This window comes from Streptomyces sp. NPDC096176 (assembly GCF_044763255.1).
Lineage (GTDB): Bacteria > Actinomycetota > Actinomycetes > Streptomycetales > Streptomycetaceae > Streptomyces.
Genome location: NZ_JBIWFV010000001.1, coordinates 930,114 through 948,416, shown reverse-complemented (window position 1 = coordinate 948,416; position 18,303 = coordinate 930,114). Strand labels below are relative to the sequence as shown.

General features: G+C 70.9%; 14 protein-coding genes. 9 read left to right on the top strand and 5 right to left on the bottom strand.

Annotated elements, in window-relative coordinates:
• Positions 1–122 precede the first annotated feature (122 nt).
• On the top strand, positions 123–1,496 hold the full coding sequence (locus ACIQ7Q_RS04525) for a maltokinase (protein WP_403856142.1): 1,374 nt from the start codon (positions 123–125) through the stop codon (positions 1,494–1,496).
• Positions 1,497–1,556: 60 nt separating this feature from the next.
• Complete coding sequence (gene glgB, locus ACIQ7Q_RS04520; RefSeq protein ID WP_403856140.1) at positions 1,557–4,367, top strand: 1,4-alpha-glucan branching enzyme; 2,811 nt, start codon at positions 1,557–1,559, stop codon at positions 4,365–4,367.
• Positions 4,368–4,429: 62 nt separating this feature from the next.
• Here glgB and ACIQ7Q_RS04515 read toward each other — a convergent pair whose 3' ends face one another.
• Positions 4,430–6,652: a HelD family protein gene (locus ACIQ7Q_RS04515; RefSeq protein ID WP_403856138.1), complete on the bottom strand. Its 2,223-nt coding sequence runs from the start codon at positions 6,650–6,652 to the stop codon at positions 4,430–4,432.
• Positions 6,653–6,835: 183 nt separating this feature from the next.
• Between ACIQ7Q_RS04515 and ACIQ7Q_RS04510 the strand changes: the two genes are divergently transcribed.
• Positions 6,836–7,873, top strand: a complete 1,038-nt coding sequence (locus ACIQ7Q_RS04510) for a DUF6817 domain-containing protein (RefSeq protein WP_403856136.1) — start codon at positions 6,836–6,838, stop codon at positions 7,871–7,873.
• A gap of 21 nt (positions 7,874–7,894) precedes the next feature.
• Here ACIQ7Q_RS04510 and trxA read toward each other — a convergent pair whose 3' ends face one another.
• The 3 genes from trxA to ACIQ7Q_RS04495 all read right to left on the bottom strand — a co-directional run bounded on the left by trxA (position 7,895) and on the right by ACIQ7Q_RS04495 (position 10,160).
• The gene (trxA, locus tag ACIQ7Q_RS04505) at positions 7,895–8,257 is read right to left on the bottom strand and encodes a thioredoxin (RefSeq protein WP_403856134.1); all 363 of its coding nucleotides are present in this window, start codon (positions 8,255–8,257) and stop codon (positions 7,895–7,897) included.
• Positions 8,258–8,653, bottom strand: coding sequence for a MerR family transcriptional regulator (locus tag ACIQ7Q_RS04500; RefSeq protein ID WP_403856132.1), 396 nt, complete (start codon positions 8,651–8,653; stop codon positions 8,258–8,260).
• Between the two features lie 124 nt (positions 8,654–8,777).
• Positions 8,778–10,160, bottom strand: a complete 1,383-nt coding sequence (locus tag ACIQ7Q_RS04495) for a cation:dicarboxylate symporter family transporter (RefSeq protein WP_403856130.1) — start codon at positions 10,158–10,160, stop codon at positions 8,778–8,780.
• Positions 10,161–10,286: 126 nt separating this feature from the next.
• Between ACIQ7Q_RS04495 and ACIQ7Q_RS04490 the strand changes: the two genes are divergently transcribed.
• From ACIQ7Q_RS04490 to ACIQ7Q_RS04465, 6 genes are all read left to right on the top strand, one after another.
• On the top strand, positions 10,287–11,993 hold the full coding sequence (locus tag ACIQ7Q_RS04490) for an ATP-binding protein (RefSeq protein ID WP_403856128.1): 1,707 nt from the start codon (positions 10,287–10,289) through the stop codon (positions 11,991–11,993).
• Positions 11,990–12,670 carry a response regulator gene (locus ACIQ7Q_RS04485; RefSeq protein WP_403856126.1) on the top strand — a complete coding sequence of 227 codons (681 nt, stop codon included), beginning with the start codon at positions 11,990–11,992 and terminating at the stop codon, positions 12,668–12,670. Before ACIQ7Q_RS04490 ends, ACIQ7Q_RS04485 begins: the two co-directional genes overlap by 4 nt.
• Before the next feature lie 191 nt (positions 12,671–12,861).
• Positions 12,862–14,220, top strand: a complete 1,359-nt coding sequence (locus ACIQ7Q_RS04480; protein ID WP_403856124.1) for an ABC transporter substrate-binding protein — start codon at positions 12,862–12,864, stop codon at positions 14,218–14,220.
• Between the two features lie 7 nt (positions 14,221–14,227).
• Positions 14,228–15,094 (top strand): carbohydrate ABC transporter permease, encoded by an 867-nt coding sequence (locus ACIQ7Q_RS04475; RefSeq protein WP_403856122.1) that lies wholly within the window; start codon positions 14,228–14,230, stop codon positions 15,092–15,094.
• Positions 15,091–15,912 carry a carbohydrate ABC transporter permease gene (locus ACIQ7Q_RS04470; RefSeq protein ID WP_403856120.1) on the top strand — a complete coding sequence of 274 codons (822 nt, stop codon included), beginning with the start codon at positions 15,091–15,093 and terminating at the stop codon, positions 15,910–15,912. Before ACIQ7Q_RS04475 ends, ACIQ7Q_RS04470 begins: the two co-directional genes overlap by 4 nt.
• 200 nt (positions 15,913–16,112) lie before the next feature.
• A complete protein-coding gene (locus ACIQ7Q_RS04465; RefSeq protein ID WP_403856440.1) occupies positions 16,113–16,724 on the top strand; it encodes a helix-turn-helix transcriptional regulator in 612 nt (203 codons plus the stop codon).
• Positions 16,725–17,009: 285 nt separating this feature from the next.
• Here the strand turns inward: ACIQ7Q_RS04465 and ACIQ7Q_RS04460 are convergent, their stop codons facing one another.
• Positions 17,010–18,035 (bottom strand): ATP-dependent 6-phosphofructokinase, encoded by a 1,026-nt coding sequence (locus ACIQ7Q_RS04460; protein ID WP_403856118.1) that lies wholly within the window; start codon positions 18,033–18,035, stop codon positions 17,010–17,012.
• Between the last annotated feature and the right edge of the window lie 268 nt (positions 18,036–18,303).

Here is an 18,303-nt window from a genome sequence, read left to right as displayed (position 1 = left end):
CGGTTTCCACCGCCCCGCTTCGGGCACTCCCCACTCATCCCCGCGCGCCGCCGGACAGCCACAGCTGCAATCCGGGACACTTTGCGCAATCGTGGTGTACCCGGGGAAAGGACGCGATGCCCATGTCGGAGGCTGCATCCACCCGGACTCCGCTCGGCCTGCTCCAGTCGCTCGCCCCTCTGCTGCACCAATGGCTGCCAGGGCAGCGCTGGTTCGCGGGCAAGGGGTGCGCGGTCGCCGGTTTCACACCCGTCTCCGCGACGGAACTGCTGCCCTTGAAAGGACCGGGTCCAGGGCTGCTGCACCTGCTCGTGCGGGTGCGCCAGCGGGACATGCCCGTGCGGTCCGCCGACTGCTACCAACTCCTCATCGGCGTACGAGAAACCCTGCCACCCGCGCTGGCCCCCGCACTGATCGGCCATCTCACCGAGGGCCCGCTCGCCGGACGGACCGTATACGAAGGAACCCGCGATCCACGGCTCGCCGGACTGCTCCTGGAACGGCTGCGCACCCCGGGATCCCTCGGGCCGCTGCGCTTCGACCGCTTCGACGGCGCGCCCGCGATCCCCGGGGACCTGCCCGCCCGGCCGCTGGACACCGAGCAGTCCAACTCCTCCCTCGTCTACGGCGATGCGTACATCCTCAAGCTCTTCCGCCGTATCCATCCCGGTCCCAACCCCGACCTGGAGCTGCCGCTCGCCCTCGCCCGCGCCGGGTGCGAGCGGGTGCCCGTGCCCGTCGCCTGGTACGAGGCGACCGCGCCGGAACCTTTCACCCTGGGCGTGCTCCAGCCCTTCCTGCCCGGTTCGCGCGACGGATGGGTCCTCGCGCTGGAGGCACTGGCCTGCGGCCGGTCCTTCCTCGGCGAGGCTCATGCGCTGGGCCGGGTCACCGCGGAGGTGCACACGGCGCTCGCCGACGCGCTGCCGACCGTGAAGTTGAACGGCCCTCGGACCCAGCAGCTCGCGGCGGCGATGGGCGGGCGGCTGGACGCGGCCGCGCAGGCGGTGCCCGCGCTGGTGCCGTACGTGCCGCGGCTGCGCTCCGCCTTCGACGCCGTGGAGGAGCTCGGCAGACGCGGGCGGACCTGGGCGGCCCAGCGGGTCCACGGCGATCTGCATCTCGGTCAGATACTGCGAGGCCCGAAGGACACACCCTGGTCCGTCATCGACTTCGAGGGCGAGCCGGCCAGGCCGCTCACCGAACGACGCAGGCCGCAACCGGCCGTTCGTGACGTCGCGGGCATGCTCCGCTCGTTCGACTACGCGGCCCGCACCCACCGCCCGTGGAATCCGGCGTGGGCGCAGCGGTGCCGGGACGCCTACTGCGACGGCTACGCCACGGCCGGCGGCGACGATCCGCGCGAGGAGCCGGAGTTGCTCCGCGCCTACGAGACCGACAAAGCGGTCTACGAGGTCGTCTACGAGGCCAGGCACCGGCCCGACTGGATGCCGGTGCCGATGGCCGCGATCGAACGGCTCGCCGCGTTCGACTGACTCAGCACCGCTTCCCCCACTGCCCCCACTGTCGCCACTGTCGCCCTAGGAGGCCGATCCGTGACCGCCCGACGCTCATCCCGTAACCCCTCCGAACCGGATGTGCCGCAGCAGACGACCGAGACGACACCGACCGAGGCGCCGGACGCCCCGGCGGCCGGGGCCACGGACGCGGATGCCCCGGCCCGGAAGGCTTCCGGCGCCCGGGAGCCGAAGGGCCGACCCGCGAGCACCGGTGCGGACGTCACCGTGCCGGAGCCCGCGGGTGCGAGCGAGGGCGAGGCGGCGACGGGCGAGCCGGCCGTCGCCGACACGGACGCGGCCGCCGCCCCTACCGGCAGCGAGAAGCCGGCGAGCACGACCGCCGCGCCCGCCGAGACACCTGTCCCGGCCCTCGTCGGGTCCGCGACACCCCGGGCGGACCTCGGCGCGAGCCGGCCCCCCACAACACCCGCCACGGCCGAGACGGCGGCGGAGCAGAAGACTCGTCCGGCCCGTTCCAGGGCCGACGCCACCACCGGGCGACGGACCGGCGGCGCGGCACGCACCGGCGGGCCCGGCGGCACACCGGGCGAGACCGGCGAACCCGTGACACCGTCCGCGGCCGGAGCCGACCCCACCGACGGCGGCTCCGGCAAGGCCCCCCGCGCCAAGCGGGCCGCCGCGCCGCGGCCCCGCGACGGGCGCGGAGTCCGCGCGGCGAAGCCCCTGGGCGACGACGACCGGGGCCGCCTCCTCAGCGGCTGCCACCACGACCCGCACGCCCTGCTCGGCGCACACTCGGTGCGCGGCGGCATCCAGATGCGCGTGCTGCGCCCGCACGCCCTGTCCGTCACCGTCGTCGGCAAGGGCCTGCGCGCCGAGCTGAACAGCGACGGCGACGGCTTCTTCTCCGGTGTGCTCCCCCTGCGCACGACCCCCGACTACCGGCTTCTCGTCACCTACGAGGGCCACGAGGACGGGTTCGAGGTCGAGGACCCGTACCGCTTCCTGCCCGCTCTCGGCGAGCTCGACCTGTATCTGATCGGCGAGGGCCGGCACGAGGAGCTGTGGAAGGCGCTGGGCGCGCACCCGATGACGCACCAGGGCGTCACCGGCACGCGGTTCACGCTCTGGGCGCCGAACGCGCGCGGCGTGCGGGTCGTCGGCGACTTCAACTACTGGGACGGCCAGGGCTTCCCGATGCGCTCGCTCGGCGCGACAGGGGTGTGGGAGCTGTTCCTGCCGGACATCGGCGAGGGCTCGCTCTACAAGTTCGAGATCACCCGCCCGGACGGTTCGCACACCCAGCGCGCGGACCCGATGGCCCGGCGCACCGAGGTGCCGCCCGCGAACGCGTCGATCGTTACCGAGTCCCACCACGAGTGGGGCGACCAGGAGTGGATGACGCACCGCGGCCACCGCCCCCTGCACGAATCGCCGCTGTCGGTCTACGAGGTCCACCTCCCCTCTTGGCGCCCCGGTCTGACCTACCGCCAGCTCGCCGTGCAGCTGCCGAAGTACGTGAAGGACCTCGGCTTCACCCATGTGGAGTTCATGCCGGTCGCCGAGCATCCCTTCGGCGGTTCCTGGGGCTACCAGGTGACCGGCTTCTACGCGCCGACGTCCCGCATGGGCACGCCGGACGACTTCCGCCACCTGGTGGACAGCCTGCACCGGGCCGGCATCGGCGTGCTCGTGGACTGGGTGCCCGCGCACTTCCCGCGGGACGACTGGGCACTGGCCGAGTTCGACGGCCGCCCGCTGTACGAGCACAGCGACCCGGCGCGGGCGGCGCATCCCGACTGGGGCACCCTCGAGTTCGACTACGGCCGCAAGGAGGTCCGGAACTTCCTGGTGGCGAACGCGACGTACTGGTGCGAGGAGTTCCACATCGACGGCCTGCGGGTCGACGCGGTCGCCTCGATGCTCTACCTCGACTACTCCCGCGAGGACGGCCAGTGGTCGCCGAACGAGCACGGCGGTCGGGAGAACCTGGACGCGGTCGGCTTCCTGCAGGAGATGAACGCCACCGTCTACCGGCGCAATCCGGGAGTCGTCACGATCGCCGAGGAGTCCACGGCGTGGAACGGCGTGACCCGCGCGACGCACCACGGGGGGCTCGGCTTCGGCCTGAAGTGGAACATGGGCTGGATGCACGACTCGCTCCAGTACGTGTCGAAGGAGCCGGTGCACCGCAAGTACCACCACAACGAGATGACGTTCTCGATGGTGTACGCGTACAGCGAGAACTACGTCCTGCCCATCTCGCACGACGAGGTCGTGCACGGCAAACGGGCGCTGGTGAGCAAGATGCCGGGCGACTGGTGGCAGCAGCGCGCCAACCACCGCGCCTACCTGGGCTTCATGTGGGCCCACCCGGGCAAGCAACTGCTGTTCATGGGACAGGAGTTCGCGCAGGGTGCCGAGTGGTCGGAAGGCCACGGCCCCGACTGGTGGCTGCTCGACCCGTCGTACACGGCGGAGCCGGACCACCGCGGGGTGCGCGACCTGGTGCGCGAACTGAACACCGTCTACGGCGACGCTCCCGCCCTGTGGCAGCGGGACACCGAGCCGGAGGGCTTCGACTGGGTGGACGGCGGGGCCTGGGAGGACAACGTCTTCGCCTTCCTTCGCTACGACAAGGAGGGCACCCCGCTGCTGGCCGTGAGCAACTTCTCGCCGGTGGTGCGGCGCGACTTCCGCCTGGGTGTGCCGGAGTCGGTCACGGCTTGGACGGAGGTCCTCAACACCGACGAGGAGCGCTTCGGCGGCTCCGGTGTGCTCAACGCCGATCCGCTGAAGGCTGAGCAGGTGGGGTCGCACGGCCGCCGTACGTCGATCGCACCGACCCTGCCGCCGCTGGCGACGATCTGGTTCCGCCCGGCCTGATCCGGCTGTCGGGAGCGGGCCGGACGCGTCTGCGCCGGCCCGCTCCGCTGTTCAAGCAGACATCAGGTGCGCACCACGCCGAGGCGCTGTGTCGCCCTGGTGTACGCCACGTAGAGGTCGTTGACGCCGTTGGCCGAGCCGGAGCGGATCAGCTCCGGCTCGACCACGATCACGGTGTCGAACTCGAGCCCCTTGGCGGCCCTCGGGTCGAGCAGCACGACAGGCCGGGTCAGGTCCGGCTCGCCCGTGGCGGAGACCTCCGGCAGCGCGTCCGCGAGCGCGGCGCGCTGCGCGGCCGGTGCGATCACCGCGATCCGGCCCTCCCGCGGGGCGTCGGCGACCCGGGCGGCGACCGTGGACGCCAGCTCCGCCGGATCCACGGTCACCTCCCACGGCTCGACACCCGTCGAACGCACCGAACGCGGCGGCTGGAACGCCGGGTCCTCACTGCGCCGCACCTCGGCGGCCAGCTCCATGATCTCGGCAGGCGTGCGGTAGTTGACCGCGAGGCGGGTGTGCTCGAAGCGGTCACCGACGTAGGGCTCGAGGATCTCCTGCCATGAGGCGCAGCCCGCCGCGTCCCCGGTCTGTGCCGGGTCGCCGACCAGGGTCATCGACCGGGTCGGGCAGCGCCGCATCAGCAGTCGCCAGGCCATCGCCGAGAGCTCCTGCGCCTCGTCGACGATGATGTGCCCGAAGGCCCAGGTCCGGTCGGCGGCGGCACGTTCCGCGGCGCTGCGGTGGTCGGCCTCCTCGTGGCGTTCGGCCATCCGCTCCGCGTCGATGATGTCGTGCGCGGCGAGAACCTCCGACTCCTCGTCGTGCTTGTCCTCGAACTCGTACGTCCGGGAGGCGTAGGAGACCTCGAGCACGCCCTGCGCATAGGCGATCTGCCGGGCGCGCTCGGCCTCGGCGGCGGCGCGGGCCGCGGAGTCGTCCTCGCCGAGGAGTTCGGCCACCTCGTCGAGAAGGGCGACGTCGGCGGGCGTCCACGGGCCGGCGGGGCGCCGGAGGAGCCCGGCTTCCTCCTCCGGCAGGTGCGTCGGCTCCGCCAGGTAGTCCGCGAGGAACTCCTGCGGGGTGAGCGGCGGCCACAGCTCGGCGATCGCGGCGTGCACATCGGCGCTGGCGGCGACGGCCTTGCCCAGCTGCGCGATGTCGTCGGGGCCCAGGAAGTTGGGGCCGCCGTACGGGTCGGCGCCGATCCGGTCGGCGAGTTGGGTGGTCAGATCGTCGATGATCCTGAACACGAAGTACGGCCGGGCGAGATTGTGCGGCAGCCCCGTCTCGCGGGCCTTGTGCCGTGCCTCGACGGCCATGCCCCAGTCGATGACGAGGTCTCCGTCGTCGTGCGGGACGACGAGCGGTGCGTCCTTGTCGGGCACGTGCTGACGGTCCCGTACGGCCCTGGCCAGCACGTCGGCCATCTCGGCGCGCCCCTTGACGGCCGCCGCGGCGGGGCTGTCGGTACCCGTGGCGTGCACTCCCGGGAACAGCTCGCCGACCGTCGACAGCAGCACGCCGGTCTCGCCGAGCGAGGGCAGTACCTCGCCGATGTAGCCGAGGAAGGCGGGGTTGGGCCCGACGATCAGCACGGCACGCTTGGCGAGCTGCTCCCTGTGCGCGTACAGCAGATACGCGGCCCGGTGCAGCGCGACCGCGGTCTTGCCCGTCCCGGGCCCGCCCTCCACGACAAGCACTCCGCGCTGCGGGGCACGGATGATCCGGTCCTGCTCCGCCTGGATCGTCGACACGATGTCGCCCATGCGGCCGGTGCGCGCGCTGTTGAGGGCGGCGAGCAGCACCTCGTCGGCGTCGTGCGACTCGTAGCCGGTGCGGGTCGTGTCGGCGAGATCCATGATCTCGTCGTGCAGCGCCGTGACGGTCCGACCCTGCGTGGTGATGTGGCGCCGCCGGCGCAGCCCCATCGGCTCGTAGCCGGTGGCGAGATAGAACGGCCGCGCGACGGGAGCACGCCAGTCGATGAGCAGCGGGGTGCGCTCGGCGTCGTCACGGCGGATTCCCGTACGCCCGATGTGATGGGTCACTCCGTCGCGCCGGTCGATGCGTCCGAAACAGAGCCCGGTGTCCGCGGCATTCAGTGCGGCGAGCGATGCGGAGTGCTCCACCACTCCCACGTCCCGCTCGACGCGCGCCTGCCGACCGGTCCCGACCTGCGCGATCGTGGCGTTGAGGGCGGCTTCTGCCTCCGCCCTGAGCTGATCGAGCCGCTCATGGACGAGGGAGACGAATTGCTGTTCCCGCCGCAATTCCTCGGTTGACAATTCAGCTCCTGACGCGATAGGCTGCATTTATTGAGCTTCTCCGTGTGCGAGAAATCCGCGAATACGGAAACCACCAATATACGCAGAGAATTACCCCGGCCGTCAATTCGGACCGGGGTATTCGTTTGCCCCCGACACCCCGCCGGGACGTCCGGCCGCACCGGGGACGACGGCAGGGGGGACATGACCGGCACCGCACACCGCGCCTTGGATCTGCTCCGCGCCCACGGCGCGGAGCAGCTGCCGCACCCCGGCGGCACTCTGCTCGCCCACCTGGAACGCGTGCGCGAGCGGCTCGCCGACTGGGGAGCACGCCCGGCGCTGCAACTGGCAGGGCTGTGCCACGCGTTCTACGGAACGGACGGCTTCGCGACATCCCTTGTGCCACTGACGCGTCGCGACGAACTGGCCGCGGTCATCGGCACCGAGGCCGAGGAGCTCGTGCACTTCTACGCGAGCTGCGACCGCGGCGCCTCGTACCGCTCCCTGGCCCGGGACGACGCGGCCTTCCGCGACCGTTTCACGGGCAGTACCTTCACGCCGTCGCTCGGGCAACGCCAGGACTTCGCAGAGCTGACGGCCGCCAACGAACTCGACCTGACCGTCGCCGACGCCGGCACCCGGGCCGAACACGGCGGAGCGCTGCTCCGGCTTTTCACCGCGTGGCGGCTGCTGCTGAGCGAAAGCGCGTGGGCCGACGCACGCGAGCTGCTCACGCTGCGCGGCGACGAGCGGCAGGCCTTCCTCCGCGGACTCGAACGGGGCGACGTGGTGACCGGCGTGGTCTCCGTCATCGCGGACTTCGGCGTCACCTTCGTCGAACTCGGCGGGGTGGAAGCCATGATGAACATCCCCGAGGTGTCCTGGAGCCGAATCGACTTCCCGACCGACGTGATCCACGAGGGTCAGGAACTCGCCTTCACGGTCCTCGGCGTCGACATGCCGGACCGTGACGGCCGCGAGCGGGTCTCGCTGTCGCTCAAGGACCTCCACCCCGACCCGCTGCGCGAACTGGCGCGCACCCGGATCGGCGAGACGCTGCGCGGCACGGTCACCAAGGAGGTGCCGTCCGGGGTGTTCGTCCGCGTCACGGACGGTGTCGAGGGGCTCCTGCACGACGACCTCGCCGGCCGCACACTGCGGACCGGCGAGGTCGTCGAGGTCCGGATCACGGGCGTCAATGTCCACCAGCGCCGGCTCCGCCTCACGCTCGAGCCCTGAACGGGTCGATTCGTCACGCGCTCAGGCGGCGGGCCGCGTCCGGGAACCGGTGGTCAGCACGTCCTCCAGCTCCTGCAGCAGCCTGCGCTTGGGACGGGCGCCCACCATCGACTTCACCGGCTCGCCCCCGTCGAACACCAGCAACGTCGGCATCGACAGCACCGTGTAGCGCGTCACGATCTCCGGGTTGGCGTCGGCGTCGATCTGGACGACCTTCAGCCGCTCCTTCTCCTCCCGCGCCACCGAGCTGAGCACCGGGGCGAGTTGGCGGCACGGGCCGCACCAGTCCGCGGTGAACTCGACGAGGACCGGACGGTCCGCGCCGAGCACCTCCGTGTCGAAGTCCGCGTCCGTCACCGCGGCGACGCCCTCTGCCTGGATCATTCATCGACCTCCGAATTCGCAACTGGGTTCCGGGCCCGCGGACAGCTCCGCCTCCGCCCGCAGAAGCTGCGCCCGGACCTGCGACCGCACCGACTGCAGCTGCTCGATCAGGGCGTCCAGCTCGGCGAGCTTGGCCCGGTAGACGGCGAGCGAAGCGGGACACGAGTCCCCCGCCGGATGGCCGGCGCGCAGGCACTCGACGAACGGCCGTGTCTCCTCCAGGTCGAAACCGAAGTCCTGCAGGGTCCGGATCTGCTGGAGCAGACGCAGGTCGTCCTCGTCATACGTGCGGTAGCCGTTCACCGCGCGCCGGGCGGGCAGCAGCCCGCGGGACTCGTAGTAGCGCAGAGTGCGGGTGGTGGTGCCGGCCCGCTCCGCGAGCTCGCCGATTCGCATGTCCCCGACGGTATTCCTTGACGCCGACGTCAGGGCAAGGCCGTTTACGGCACAACGGCGTGTGCCGGACCCGGGGAAGTGGGTCCGGCACACGCGGCTCGGAGGAAGGGTCTGCCAGGTGGTGTCAGACCTTCACGGGCTCGCGCTCGTCGTCACGCGGCTGCGGGACGCCGGCGTCCTGGCCGCCGGCACCGCCGTCGTGCGGTGCGTGGTCGTCGACCAGCGTCTTCTCGTCGAAGGGGACCTTGCCGGCGAGCACCTGCGTGACCCGCTCCTTGTCGATCTCCTTGGTCCAGGTGCCGACCAGCACCGTCGCCACGGCGTTGCCCGCGAAGTTGGTCAGGGCGCGCGCCTCGCTCATGAAGCGGTCGATGCCGACGATCAGGCCGACGCCGTCGACCAGCTCGGGGCGGTGCGACTGCAGGCCGCCCGCGAGCGTCGCCAGACCCGCTCCGGTGACGCCCGCCGCACCCTTCGAAGCGATGATCATGAAGACCAGGAGCGAGATCTGCTCACCGGCGCTCAGCGGTGCGCCCGTCGCGTTGGCGATGAACAGCGAGGCCATCGTCAGGTAGATCGCGGTGCCGTCCAGATTGAACGAGTAGCCCGTGGGGACGGTGATGCCGACGACCGGCTTGCTCACGCCCATGTGCTCCATCTTCGCGATCAGCCGCGGCAGCGCGGACTCCGACGAAGAGGTGGAGAGGATCAGCAGGAACTCACGGCCCAGGTACTTCAGCAGCGAGAAGAGGTTCACGCCGGCGATCAGACGCAGCAGCAGACCCAGCACGACGAAGACGAACAGCGCGCAGGTGACGTAGAAGCCGATCATGATGACGGCGAGCGACTTCAGGGCGTCCAGACCGGTCTCGCCGACCACCGCCGCGATGGCGCCGAAGGCGCCGACCGGCGCGGCCCACATGATCATGGCGAGAATGCGGAAGACGAGGCGCTGGATGTGCCCGATGCCGCGCAGCACCGGCTCGCCGGACGAGCCCATGGCCTGCAGCGCGAAGCCCGCCAGCAGGGCGACCAGCAACGTCTGCAGCACCTCGCCGCCGGTGAAGGCGGAGACCAGCGTCGTCGGGATGATCCCGAGCAGGAAGTCCGCGGTGCTCTCACCGCCGCCGGACGCCTGCTCGGCCCCGGCCTCACGCGCGGCTTCCGTGAGGTGGAGACCGGAACCCGGCTCCAGCAGGTTGCCGACGAGCAGACCGATGGCGAGGGCCACGGTCGACATCACCAGGAAGTAGCCGAGCGCCAGACCGCCGACGGCGCCGACCTTGGCGGCCTTGCGCACGGAGCCGATGCCCAGCACGATCGTGCAGAAGATCACCGGCGAGATCATCATCTTGATGAGGTTCACGAAGCCCGTGCCGATGGGCTTGAGCTCGACGGCGACCCCCGGGGCGGCGAACCCGACGATGATGCCGAGCACCACCGCGCCGATGACTGCCAGATACAGATAATGGGTCCGGTCCCGCTTGCCTGCGGCTGTAGTGGCCACGGGGTGCCTCCTCGTTCGAATGCCGTCCACGTCCCGGTGGATCTCAGCGACTATCCACCGGCACGTGACGCCGGTCACGCTTGCGTTCCTTTCGTTCACACAAATCCGGCCAGGCAGACTGGTCGCATGCGCATTCCCCGCCCCCGCAGTCTCGCGGGCCAGCTGTTCGCCATGCAGGTCGTGCTGGTCGCCGCGATCGTGGCGGGCTGCGCGCTCTTCGCGTACCTCACGGACCAGTCGCAGGCAGAGGAGAGCGCGCGCCTGCAGTCACGGGCCGCAGCGGCGGCCGCGGCGCGCTCGCCGTCGGTCGTCGAGGCGGTGAACTCCGCCGATCCGTCGGCAGCGCTCCAGCCGTACGCCGAGTCGGTGCGCAGGGACGCAGGCATGGACTTCGTCGTGATCATGGACCCGCAGGGCCGGCGCTGGACGCATCCGGAGCCCGACCGGATCGGACGGACGTATCTCGGCCACATCGAACCCGCTCTGCGCGGCCGGATCTACAGCGAGCAGTACGTCGGGACGCTCGGTCTGTCCGTGCGCACGGTGGCGCCGGTGTACGACGGCGCGAAGGTCGTCGCGATCGTCAGCGCCGGCATCACCGTCGACGAGATCACCCAGCAGGTACGGGAGCAGGTCACCGCGCTGATCGTCATGGCCGGTGCGGCGCTGGCGCTCGGCGGCGTCGGCACGTACGTGATCAACGCGCGGCTGCGACGGCACACGCACGGGATGAACGCGGCCGAGCTGGGGCGGATGCACGACTACCACGAGGCCGCGCTGCACGCGGTGCGCGAAGGGCTCGTGATGCTCGACGGCGGCCGGCGGATCGCGCTCGCCAACGACGGCGCGCGTGAGCTGCTCGGGCTCGACGAGAACGCCGTGGGCCGCCATGTCGCCGACCTCGGCCTGCCGCGGCCGCTGACGGGGGCTCTGCTGGCGTCGGAGCCCCGGGTCGACGAGGTGCATCTGAGCGCGGACCGGGTCGTCGTCGTGAACACCCAGCCGGTCGTGGGCGGCGAGCAGCGCGGCACGGTGGTGACCCTGCGCGACCATACGGAGCTCCAGGCGCTCTCGGGAGAGCTGGACTCGGAACGGGGCTTCACCCAGGCCCTGCGTTCCCAGGCGCACGAGGCTGCCAACCGGCTCCACACCGTCGTCTCGCTGATCGAGCTGGGCCGCGCCGACGAGGCGATCGTCTTCGCCACGGCCGAGCTGGAGCTGGCCCAGGCCCTGACCGACCGTGTCGTCGACGCGGTCGGCGAGCCGGTACTGGCAGCCCTGCTCCTCGGCAAGGCGGCCCAGGCGAACGAACGCGGAGTGGAACTGGTCCTCGCGGAGGACAGCCGCATCGACGACGGCGTGATCCCCCGCTCGCTCCCCTCCCGCGACCTGGTGACGATCCTGGGCAATCTGATCGACAACGCGGTCGACGCGGCGTCCGAGGCGGTGGCGGGCGCACCCGCTCCGACCGTCCCGGCGGGCGGTGCGGACCTGCGGGAAGACGGGGCTCCGAGCGACGTCGCCGCGGCGCCTGCCCCCGCCGCGCCGCCCGCCCGTGGCGGGCGCGGGCGGGTGACCGTGACCGCGCGCGTCGAGGACGGCGAGCTGCTGCTGCGCGTCGGGGACAGCGGCGCCGGTGTCGGGGCCGCCGACGCCGAGCAGATGTTCCACCGCGGCTGGTCCACGCACGGCGCCGGCCGCGGGCTCGGGCTCGCGCTGGTGCGGCAGGCGGTGCACCGCGGGCGTGGCACCATCCTGCTGGACAACGGCCCGGACGGCGGCGCGGAGTTCACCGTACGGCTGCCGCTCCACCCCGCGGAGGTTTCGGCATGACGATCAGGGTCCTCGTCGTCGAGGACGATCCCGTCGCCGCGGACGCCCACGCGCTCTACGTCGGACGCGTCACCGGTTTCGCGGTCGCCGGGATCGCGCATTCCCGCGCCGAGGCCGTACGCGCCCTGGAGCGCACCGACGTCGACCTGCTGCTGCTCGACCTGTACCTCCCCGACGGTCACGGCCTGGCGCTCGTACGGTCCCTACGCGCGGCCGGTCACTCCGCCGACGTCATCGCCGTCACCTCCGCCCGCGACCTCACGATCGTCCGCGAGGGCGTGTCCCTCGGGGTCGTGCAGTACGTCCTCAAGCCGTTCACGTTCGCCACCCTGCGCGACCGGCTCACCCGTTACGCCGAGTTCCGTGCCACGGCCGGTGAGGCGAGCGGCCAGGACGAGGTCGACCGGGCCCTCGCGACGCTGCGCACCCCTCGCACCACCACCTCGCTCCCCAAGGGCCTCAGCGGCCCGACTCTCGAGGCGGTCACGCGGACCCTGCGCGAGTCCGCCGAAGGCCTCACCGCCACGGAGGCCGCCACCGCCGTCGGCATCTCGCGCATCACGGCGCGCCGTTACCTGGAGCACCTCGTCACCACAGGCCGCGCGGCACGCTCTCCTCAGTACGGCCAGATCGGCCGGCCCGAGCTCCAGTACCGCTGGATCAGTACCCTCCGCTGACGCGGCATGCCCGGTTCACCGAGGCGGCACGCGGGCGGCAGCGCGTCAGTAAGCGCGTTCTGCACGGGGATTGCTTTTGTCAACTGCCCGGCCATACGGTCACCGGGCAGCAGCCCCACGCGCCCCGCAGCAAGCCCGCCGCAGCCCGCAAGCCCTGCCGCGGCGCCCCCGGCTCCGAGGAGGTCGTGCCCGTGCGCCCCACAGCCCCACTGATCCTCGCCACCGCCGTCACCGCCCTCGCGGCAACGTTGTCTGCCTGCGGCAGCGGCTCCGGCAGCGACCCGGACACCGTCGAGGTCGTCTACAACCGGTCCACCGACAACAAGATCCGGTTCAAGGACGCCTATCTCGAGGCTGCCAAGGCGCAGTTCGAGAAGGCGCACCCGGGCAAGAAGGTCAAGCTCGTCCCGATCCAGGCCCCGGACAACGACTACGCCACCAAGGCCCAGCAGATGATGCGCTCCCCCAGGACCGCGCCCGACCTGGTTTACGAGGACACCTTCCGCATCAACTCAGACATCAGGGCCGGGTACTTGAAACCGCTGGACGACTACCTTCCCCGGTGGGACCAGTGGGACCGGTTCGTCGACAGCGCGAAGACCGCGGCGAAGGCGGAGGACGGCAGAACGTACGGGATCCCCGACGGCACCGACACCCGCGGACTCTGGTTCAACAAGGAGATCTTCGCCAAGGCGGGCCTGCCCGCCGACTGGCAGCCGACGAACTGGGCCGAGATCCTCGACGCCGCCCGCACCGTCAAGGAGAAGGTCCCCGGCGTCATTCCGCTCAACGTCTACACCGGCAAGGGACCGGGCGAGGCGGCGGTGATGCAGGGCTTCGAGATGCTGCTGTACGGGACGGGCGAGGATCCGCTGTACGACCCGTCCGCGAAGAAGTGGGTGGCCGGCGGAAAGGGCTTCACGGACGCGCTCGACTTCGTGGGCACCGTCTACAAGGAGAAGCTCGGCCCCGACGTCTCGGACGCGCTCGACCCGAACGTCGGCACCCGGGTGGCCACCGAGTGGTTCCCGGAGGGCAAGCTCGCGATCTCGCTGGACGGGTCCTGGATGGGCCAGAACTGGATCAACAAGGGTCCCAAGGAATGGCCCGAGTGGAGCGAGAAACTGGCGCAGGCGGCGATGCCCACCCAGAACGGTCAAAGCCCCGGCAAGGTGTCGATGTCCGGCGGCTGGGCCTGGTCGATCCCGGCGAAGGCCCAGAACCCGGACCTGGCCTTCGAGTTCATCAAGACTCTGCAGACCGAGGAGAACGCGACCGAGTGGTGCGTGGTCGGCGCGCAGATCGCCGTGCGGGAGGATGTGGCGGCGGCTCCGCGGTATCTGAAGTCCATGCCGGGCATCGAGTTCTTCACGGGTCTCGTCCAGTACACCCACTACCGGCCCGCGCTGCCCGTCTACCCTCAGGTGTCGACGGCGATCGGCGAGGCGATGGAGAAGGTGACCACGGGCGACGCCTCCGCGGCGGAGGCGTCGAAGGCGTACGACGAACAGTTGAGAACCATCACCGACGGCGCCGTCGTCTCCCAGTGAGCGAGCGGTGAGCGCCTCTCGAACGGGATGGTGGCGGTGGGTACCGCTCACCCCCGCCACCATCCTTCTGCTGCTGTTCCTGGCCGGCCCGATCGGCTACTGCGTGTGGATCGCCTTCACCGACGCCCAGCTGACGGGCCAGTCGGGCTCGGACTTCGTCGGCCTGGACAACTTCCGCCGTGCCTTCGCCGACGACGACTTCCGCAACGCCGTCTGGCTCACGCTCGTGTTCACCTTCATCTCGGCGCTCGTGGGGCAGAACACCCTGGGCCTCGCCCTCGCGGGCCTGATGCGCACCGCCTCCCGGCCTGTGCGTACGTTCACCGGCACGTTGGTGATCACGGCGTGGGTGCTGCCGGAAATCGTCGCGGCCTTCCTGCTCTACACGTTCTTCCGCCGCGAGGGCACCCTGAACGCCATCCTCGACTGGCTCCATCTGCCGTCGCAGAACTGGCTGTTCACCCTCCCCATCCTTGCCGTGTCCTTCGCCAACGTGTGGCGCGGCACCGCCTTCTCGATGCTGATCTACTCCGCCGCGCTGTCGGAGATCCCCCGTGACGTCACGGAGGCGGCCGAGGTCGACGGCGCGTCCGGCGTGCGCCGGGTCTGGCACATCACCCTGCCGATGATCCGCCGCTCCATCGGGACGAACCTGATGCTGAACACCCTCTCGACGCTCTCCGTCTTCGGTCTCATCTGGGCGATGACCCGCGGCGGCCCGGGCAACCGCAGCCAGACACTGCCGGTGTTCATGTACGACCAGGCGTTCCTCAAGTCCCTGATCGGCTACGGCACGGCGGTGGCTCTGCTGCTGTTGCTGGTGGGCTCGCTGTTCTCCGTCGCCTATCTGCGGCTGATGAAGGTGGATCTGTGATACGCCCCGCCACCCGAGCCCGCCTCGCCGCGAACGGAGCACTGCTGCTGACCTCGGCCGCTTTCGCGCTGCCGCTGGTGTGGTTGCTGCTCGCCTCCGTGGACTCGGAGGCCGATCTGCGCGTACGGGTCCCCCGGTCGCTCACGTCGGAGAACTTCCAGGCGGTGCTCACGGACGAGATCACCTTCACGCCGATGCTCAACAGCCTGCTGCTGTGCGGCGGCGCGACAGTGGTCTGCGTGGTGTGCGCGGCACTCGCCGCCTATCCCCTCTCGCGCCACCGCTCGCGCTGGAGCCGCCCGTACCTGCTGACCATCCTGTTCACGACCTGCCTGCCCATTACCGCGATCATGGTCCCGGTGTACGGCCTGTTCGTCCAAGTCGATCTGATCGACACGATGCACGGGACGGCACTGTTCCTGGCCACCGCGCAACTCCCTTTCGCCATATGGCTGATGAAGAACTTCATGGACGGCGTCCCGGTGGTCCTCGAGGAGGCGGCCTGGACGGACGGGGCATCGAGCCTGCAGACGCTCACACGGGTGGTTCTGCCTCTGATGGGCCCGGGTCTGACCGTGGTGACGATCTACACGTTCATCATGCTGTGGGGGAACTTCTTCGTCCCCTTCATGCTGATCCTCTCGCCCGAGCAGCTCCCGGCGTCCGTCTCGATCTTCACCTTCTTCGGCAACTACGGCTCGGTGATCTACGGACAGCTCGCGGCGTTCTCGATCCTGTACTCGGCACCCGTGCTGGTGCTGTACGTGCTGATCGCCCGCCGGCTCGGCGGCGGCTTCGCCCTGGGCGGGGCGGTCTAGGGCTGACCCGCCCGAACTGTCCGGTAACCGGCCGGACGGTAGCAATGCGCGATCAACTCGGATGATTCGACGAACCGTGGCTTTGGGTGTACGCACCGTAGTCAGCCGTGGTCGTCCACCCCTACGGTGTGCGGGTGCAGCACAACCCCTCCCCTCCCTTCAACGCCCCCGCCGCGCGCCGACTGCGCGAGGCCTTGGGAATGGCGCCCGGTCATGTGGCGTACGGCCTGCGGGCCCAGTACGGGCTGCACATCTCGCCGGACACGGTCGCAGCCTGGGAGCGTGGGCTCGCCGCACCCGACGCGCGTGAACTGACCGCCCTGGCAGGCGTGCTGTGGTGCTCCCCCGGTGAGCTGCTGTCCGCCGCGACGAGCCTGCGCGAACACCGGATCGCACGCGGCCTCGCGGGCGACGAGCTCGCCCGCCGCGTGGGAGTCGACACCTCCGCCTATCAGCGGATGGAGGACGACGGCAGATGGCGGGGGAACGAACGGCAGACCGCCGCCCTCGCCGAGGTCCTCGGGCTCTCGCACCGCGAGCTGCTCGCGGCGACGGGCCGGGACGAGGAGCTGGCCGAGCTGCTGCGCGACGCCGTGACCTCGCGCTGGCAGGCGTACGTGCGGCCGGTGGGCAAGGTGGTCCCCATGCCGCGCCACCACCTCCAGGACGTGCTCCAGCAACTGCACACCGACTACCAGTCCCGCATGGTCGCCACGCTCAGCTGGGCCGCCGCCTCACAGGACACGGGTGGCGCGGGCCGCGAGTTCCTGGAGCGCATCGTGGATCACTTCTGGGAGCTCGCCCGCGGCTGACCGGCATCCTCGGACGGCCGCCGGTCGAACGAGAACAGCTGTCCGGCGCCGTCCGCACGCCGGCTGCCGTATCTCGGCACCTTTCCACGAGGTGGCCTCCTCCATGCGCGCGCACAGGTCACCGCGGACGGGGCGCAGCAGGAAGCCCCGTACCGGCGCGCCGAGCGGTTCGAGGCGGAAGGCCTCCGCCGGCCCGCGTTCGCCACTCCTGGTCCTCCACCGGGGCGCCGATCGCCACGGATTTTTCCTGGACGCCGGTGCGGCCCCGCCGGCCGGCCGCTCGAGTCAGAAGACGGACTCCGCCTCGAACATCCGGTTGTCCGGAACGGTCTTCAGCCGGGTGACCGCCCCGGCCAGCGGCACCATGTCCACCTTCGTCCCGTGCAGGGCGGTCATCATGCCGAACTCCCCCCGGTGCGCCGCCTCCACCGCGTGCCACCCGAAGCGCGTCGCGAGCACCCGGTCGTACGCCGTCGGCGTGCCACCGCGCTGCACATGGCCGAGGATGACCGGCTTGGCCTCCTTGCCGAGCCGGCGCTCCAGTTCGGCAGCGAGCCGGTTGCCGATGCCCTGGAAGCGCTCGTGGCCGAACTGGTCGATCTCACCCTTGGCGTACTCCATGGAGCCCTCTGCCGGGTGCGCGCCCTCCGCGACACAGATGACCGCGAACTTCTTGCCGCGGGAAAAGCGCTCCTCGACCATCTTGACCAGGTCGCCCACCTCGAACGGCCGCTCGGGCAGGCAGATGCCGTGCGCGCCGCCCGCCATCCCGGACTCCAGGGCGATCCAGCCGGCGTGCCTGCCCATCACCTCGACGACCATGACCCGCTGGTGGGACTCCGCGGTGGTCTTGAGGCGGTCGATGGCCTCGGTGGCGACCATGACGGCGGTGTCGAAGCCGAAGGTGCGATCGGTGGAGGAGATGTCGTTGTCGATGGTCTTGGGGACGCCGACGACGGGCATTCCGGCGTCGGACAGCATCCGGGACGCGGTGAGCGTACCCTCGCCGCCGATCGGGATGAGCGCGTCGAGGCCGTACTGCTTCGCCAACTCCGTCGCGTTCTCGGCCGCTTCGCGCAGCCGGCCGCGCTCCAGACGCGCCGAGCCGAGAATCGTGCCGCCCCGGACGAGGATGCCACTGACCGCGTTCAGGTCGAGCGGGCGGTAGTGGCCGTCGAGGAGGCCCTTGAACCCGTCCTCGAAACCGATGACTTCGTCGCCGTGACCTGTCATGGCACGGTGCACGACCGAGCGGATCACTGCGTTCAGACCCGGGCAGTCGCCGCCTGCGGTGAGAACTCCGATGCGCATCGTGCTGTGTCTCCTGCTCGTCAGCGGAACGTGTGAGCTCAGGTCCGATTGTCCCACGGGCCCGGGAGCCGCCGCGCTCCCTGCTACTCCGCGCCCTGCAGCCGCCCCTGTTGCACCCCTGCTCCTGCCCGGCGGGCGTCTTATCCACACCCGGAGGTATTGTCAAGAGGGCAGTGCCGCCCACGAGCGGTCTTTCCGCACGCCCGCCCCCGGGCCGGACAGGCCGCGGGTCCGTCGTCCCGCGCGGCGGAGCACTCGGCAGAGCAGT

Coding starts and splice junctions, on each gene's coding strand:
- ACIQ7Q_RS04485 (WP_403856126.1), top strand. CDS start 11,990: ATGACGATCAGGGTCCTCGTCGTCGAGGACGATCCCGTCGCCGCGGAC.
- ACIQ7Q_RS04500 (WP_403856132.1), bottom strand. CDS start 8,653: ATGCGAATCGGCGAGCTCGCGGAGCGGGCCGGCACCACCACCCGCACT.
- ACIQ7Q_RS04465 (WP_403856440.1), top strand. CDS start 16,113: ATGGCGCCCGGTCATGTGGCGTACGGCCTGCGGGCCCAGTACGGGCTG.
- ACIQ7Q_RS04510 (WP_403856136.1), top strand. CDS start 6,836: ATGACCGGCACCGCACACCGCGCCTTGGATCTGCTCCGCGCCCACGGC.
- ACIQ7Q_RS04525 (WP_403856142.1), top strand. CDS start 123: ATGTCGGAGGCTGCATCCACCCGGACTCCGCTCGGCCTGCTCCAGTCG.
- ACIQ7Q_RS04490 (WP_403856128.1), top strand. CDS start 10,287: ATGCGCATTCCCCGCCCCCGCAGTCTCGCGGGCCAGCTGTTCGCCATG.
- ACIQ7Q_RS04460 (WP_403856118.1), bottom strand. CDS start 18,035: ATGCGCATCGGAGTTCTCACCGCAGGCGGCGACTGCCCGGGTCTGAAC.
- trxA (WP_403856134.1), bottom strand. CDS start 8,257: ATGATCCAGGCAGAGGGCGTCGCCGCGGTGACGGACGCGGACTTCGAC.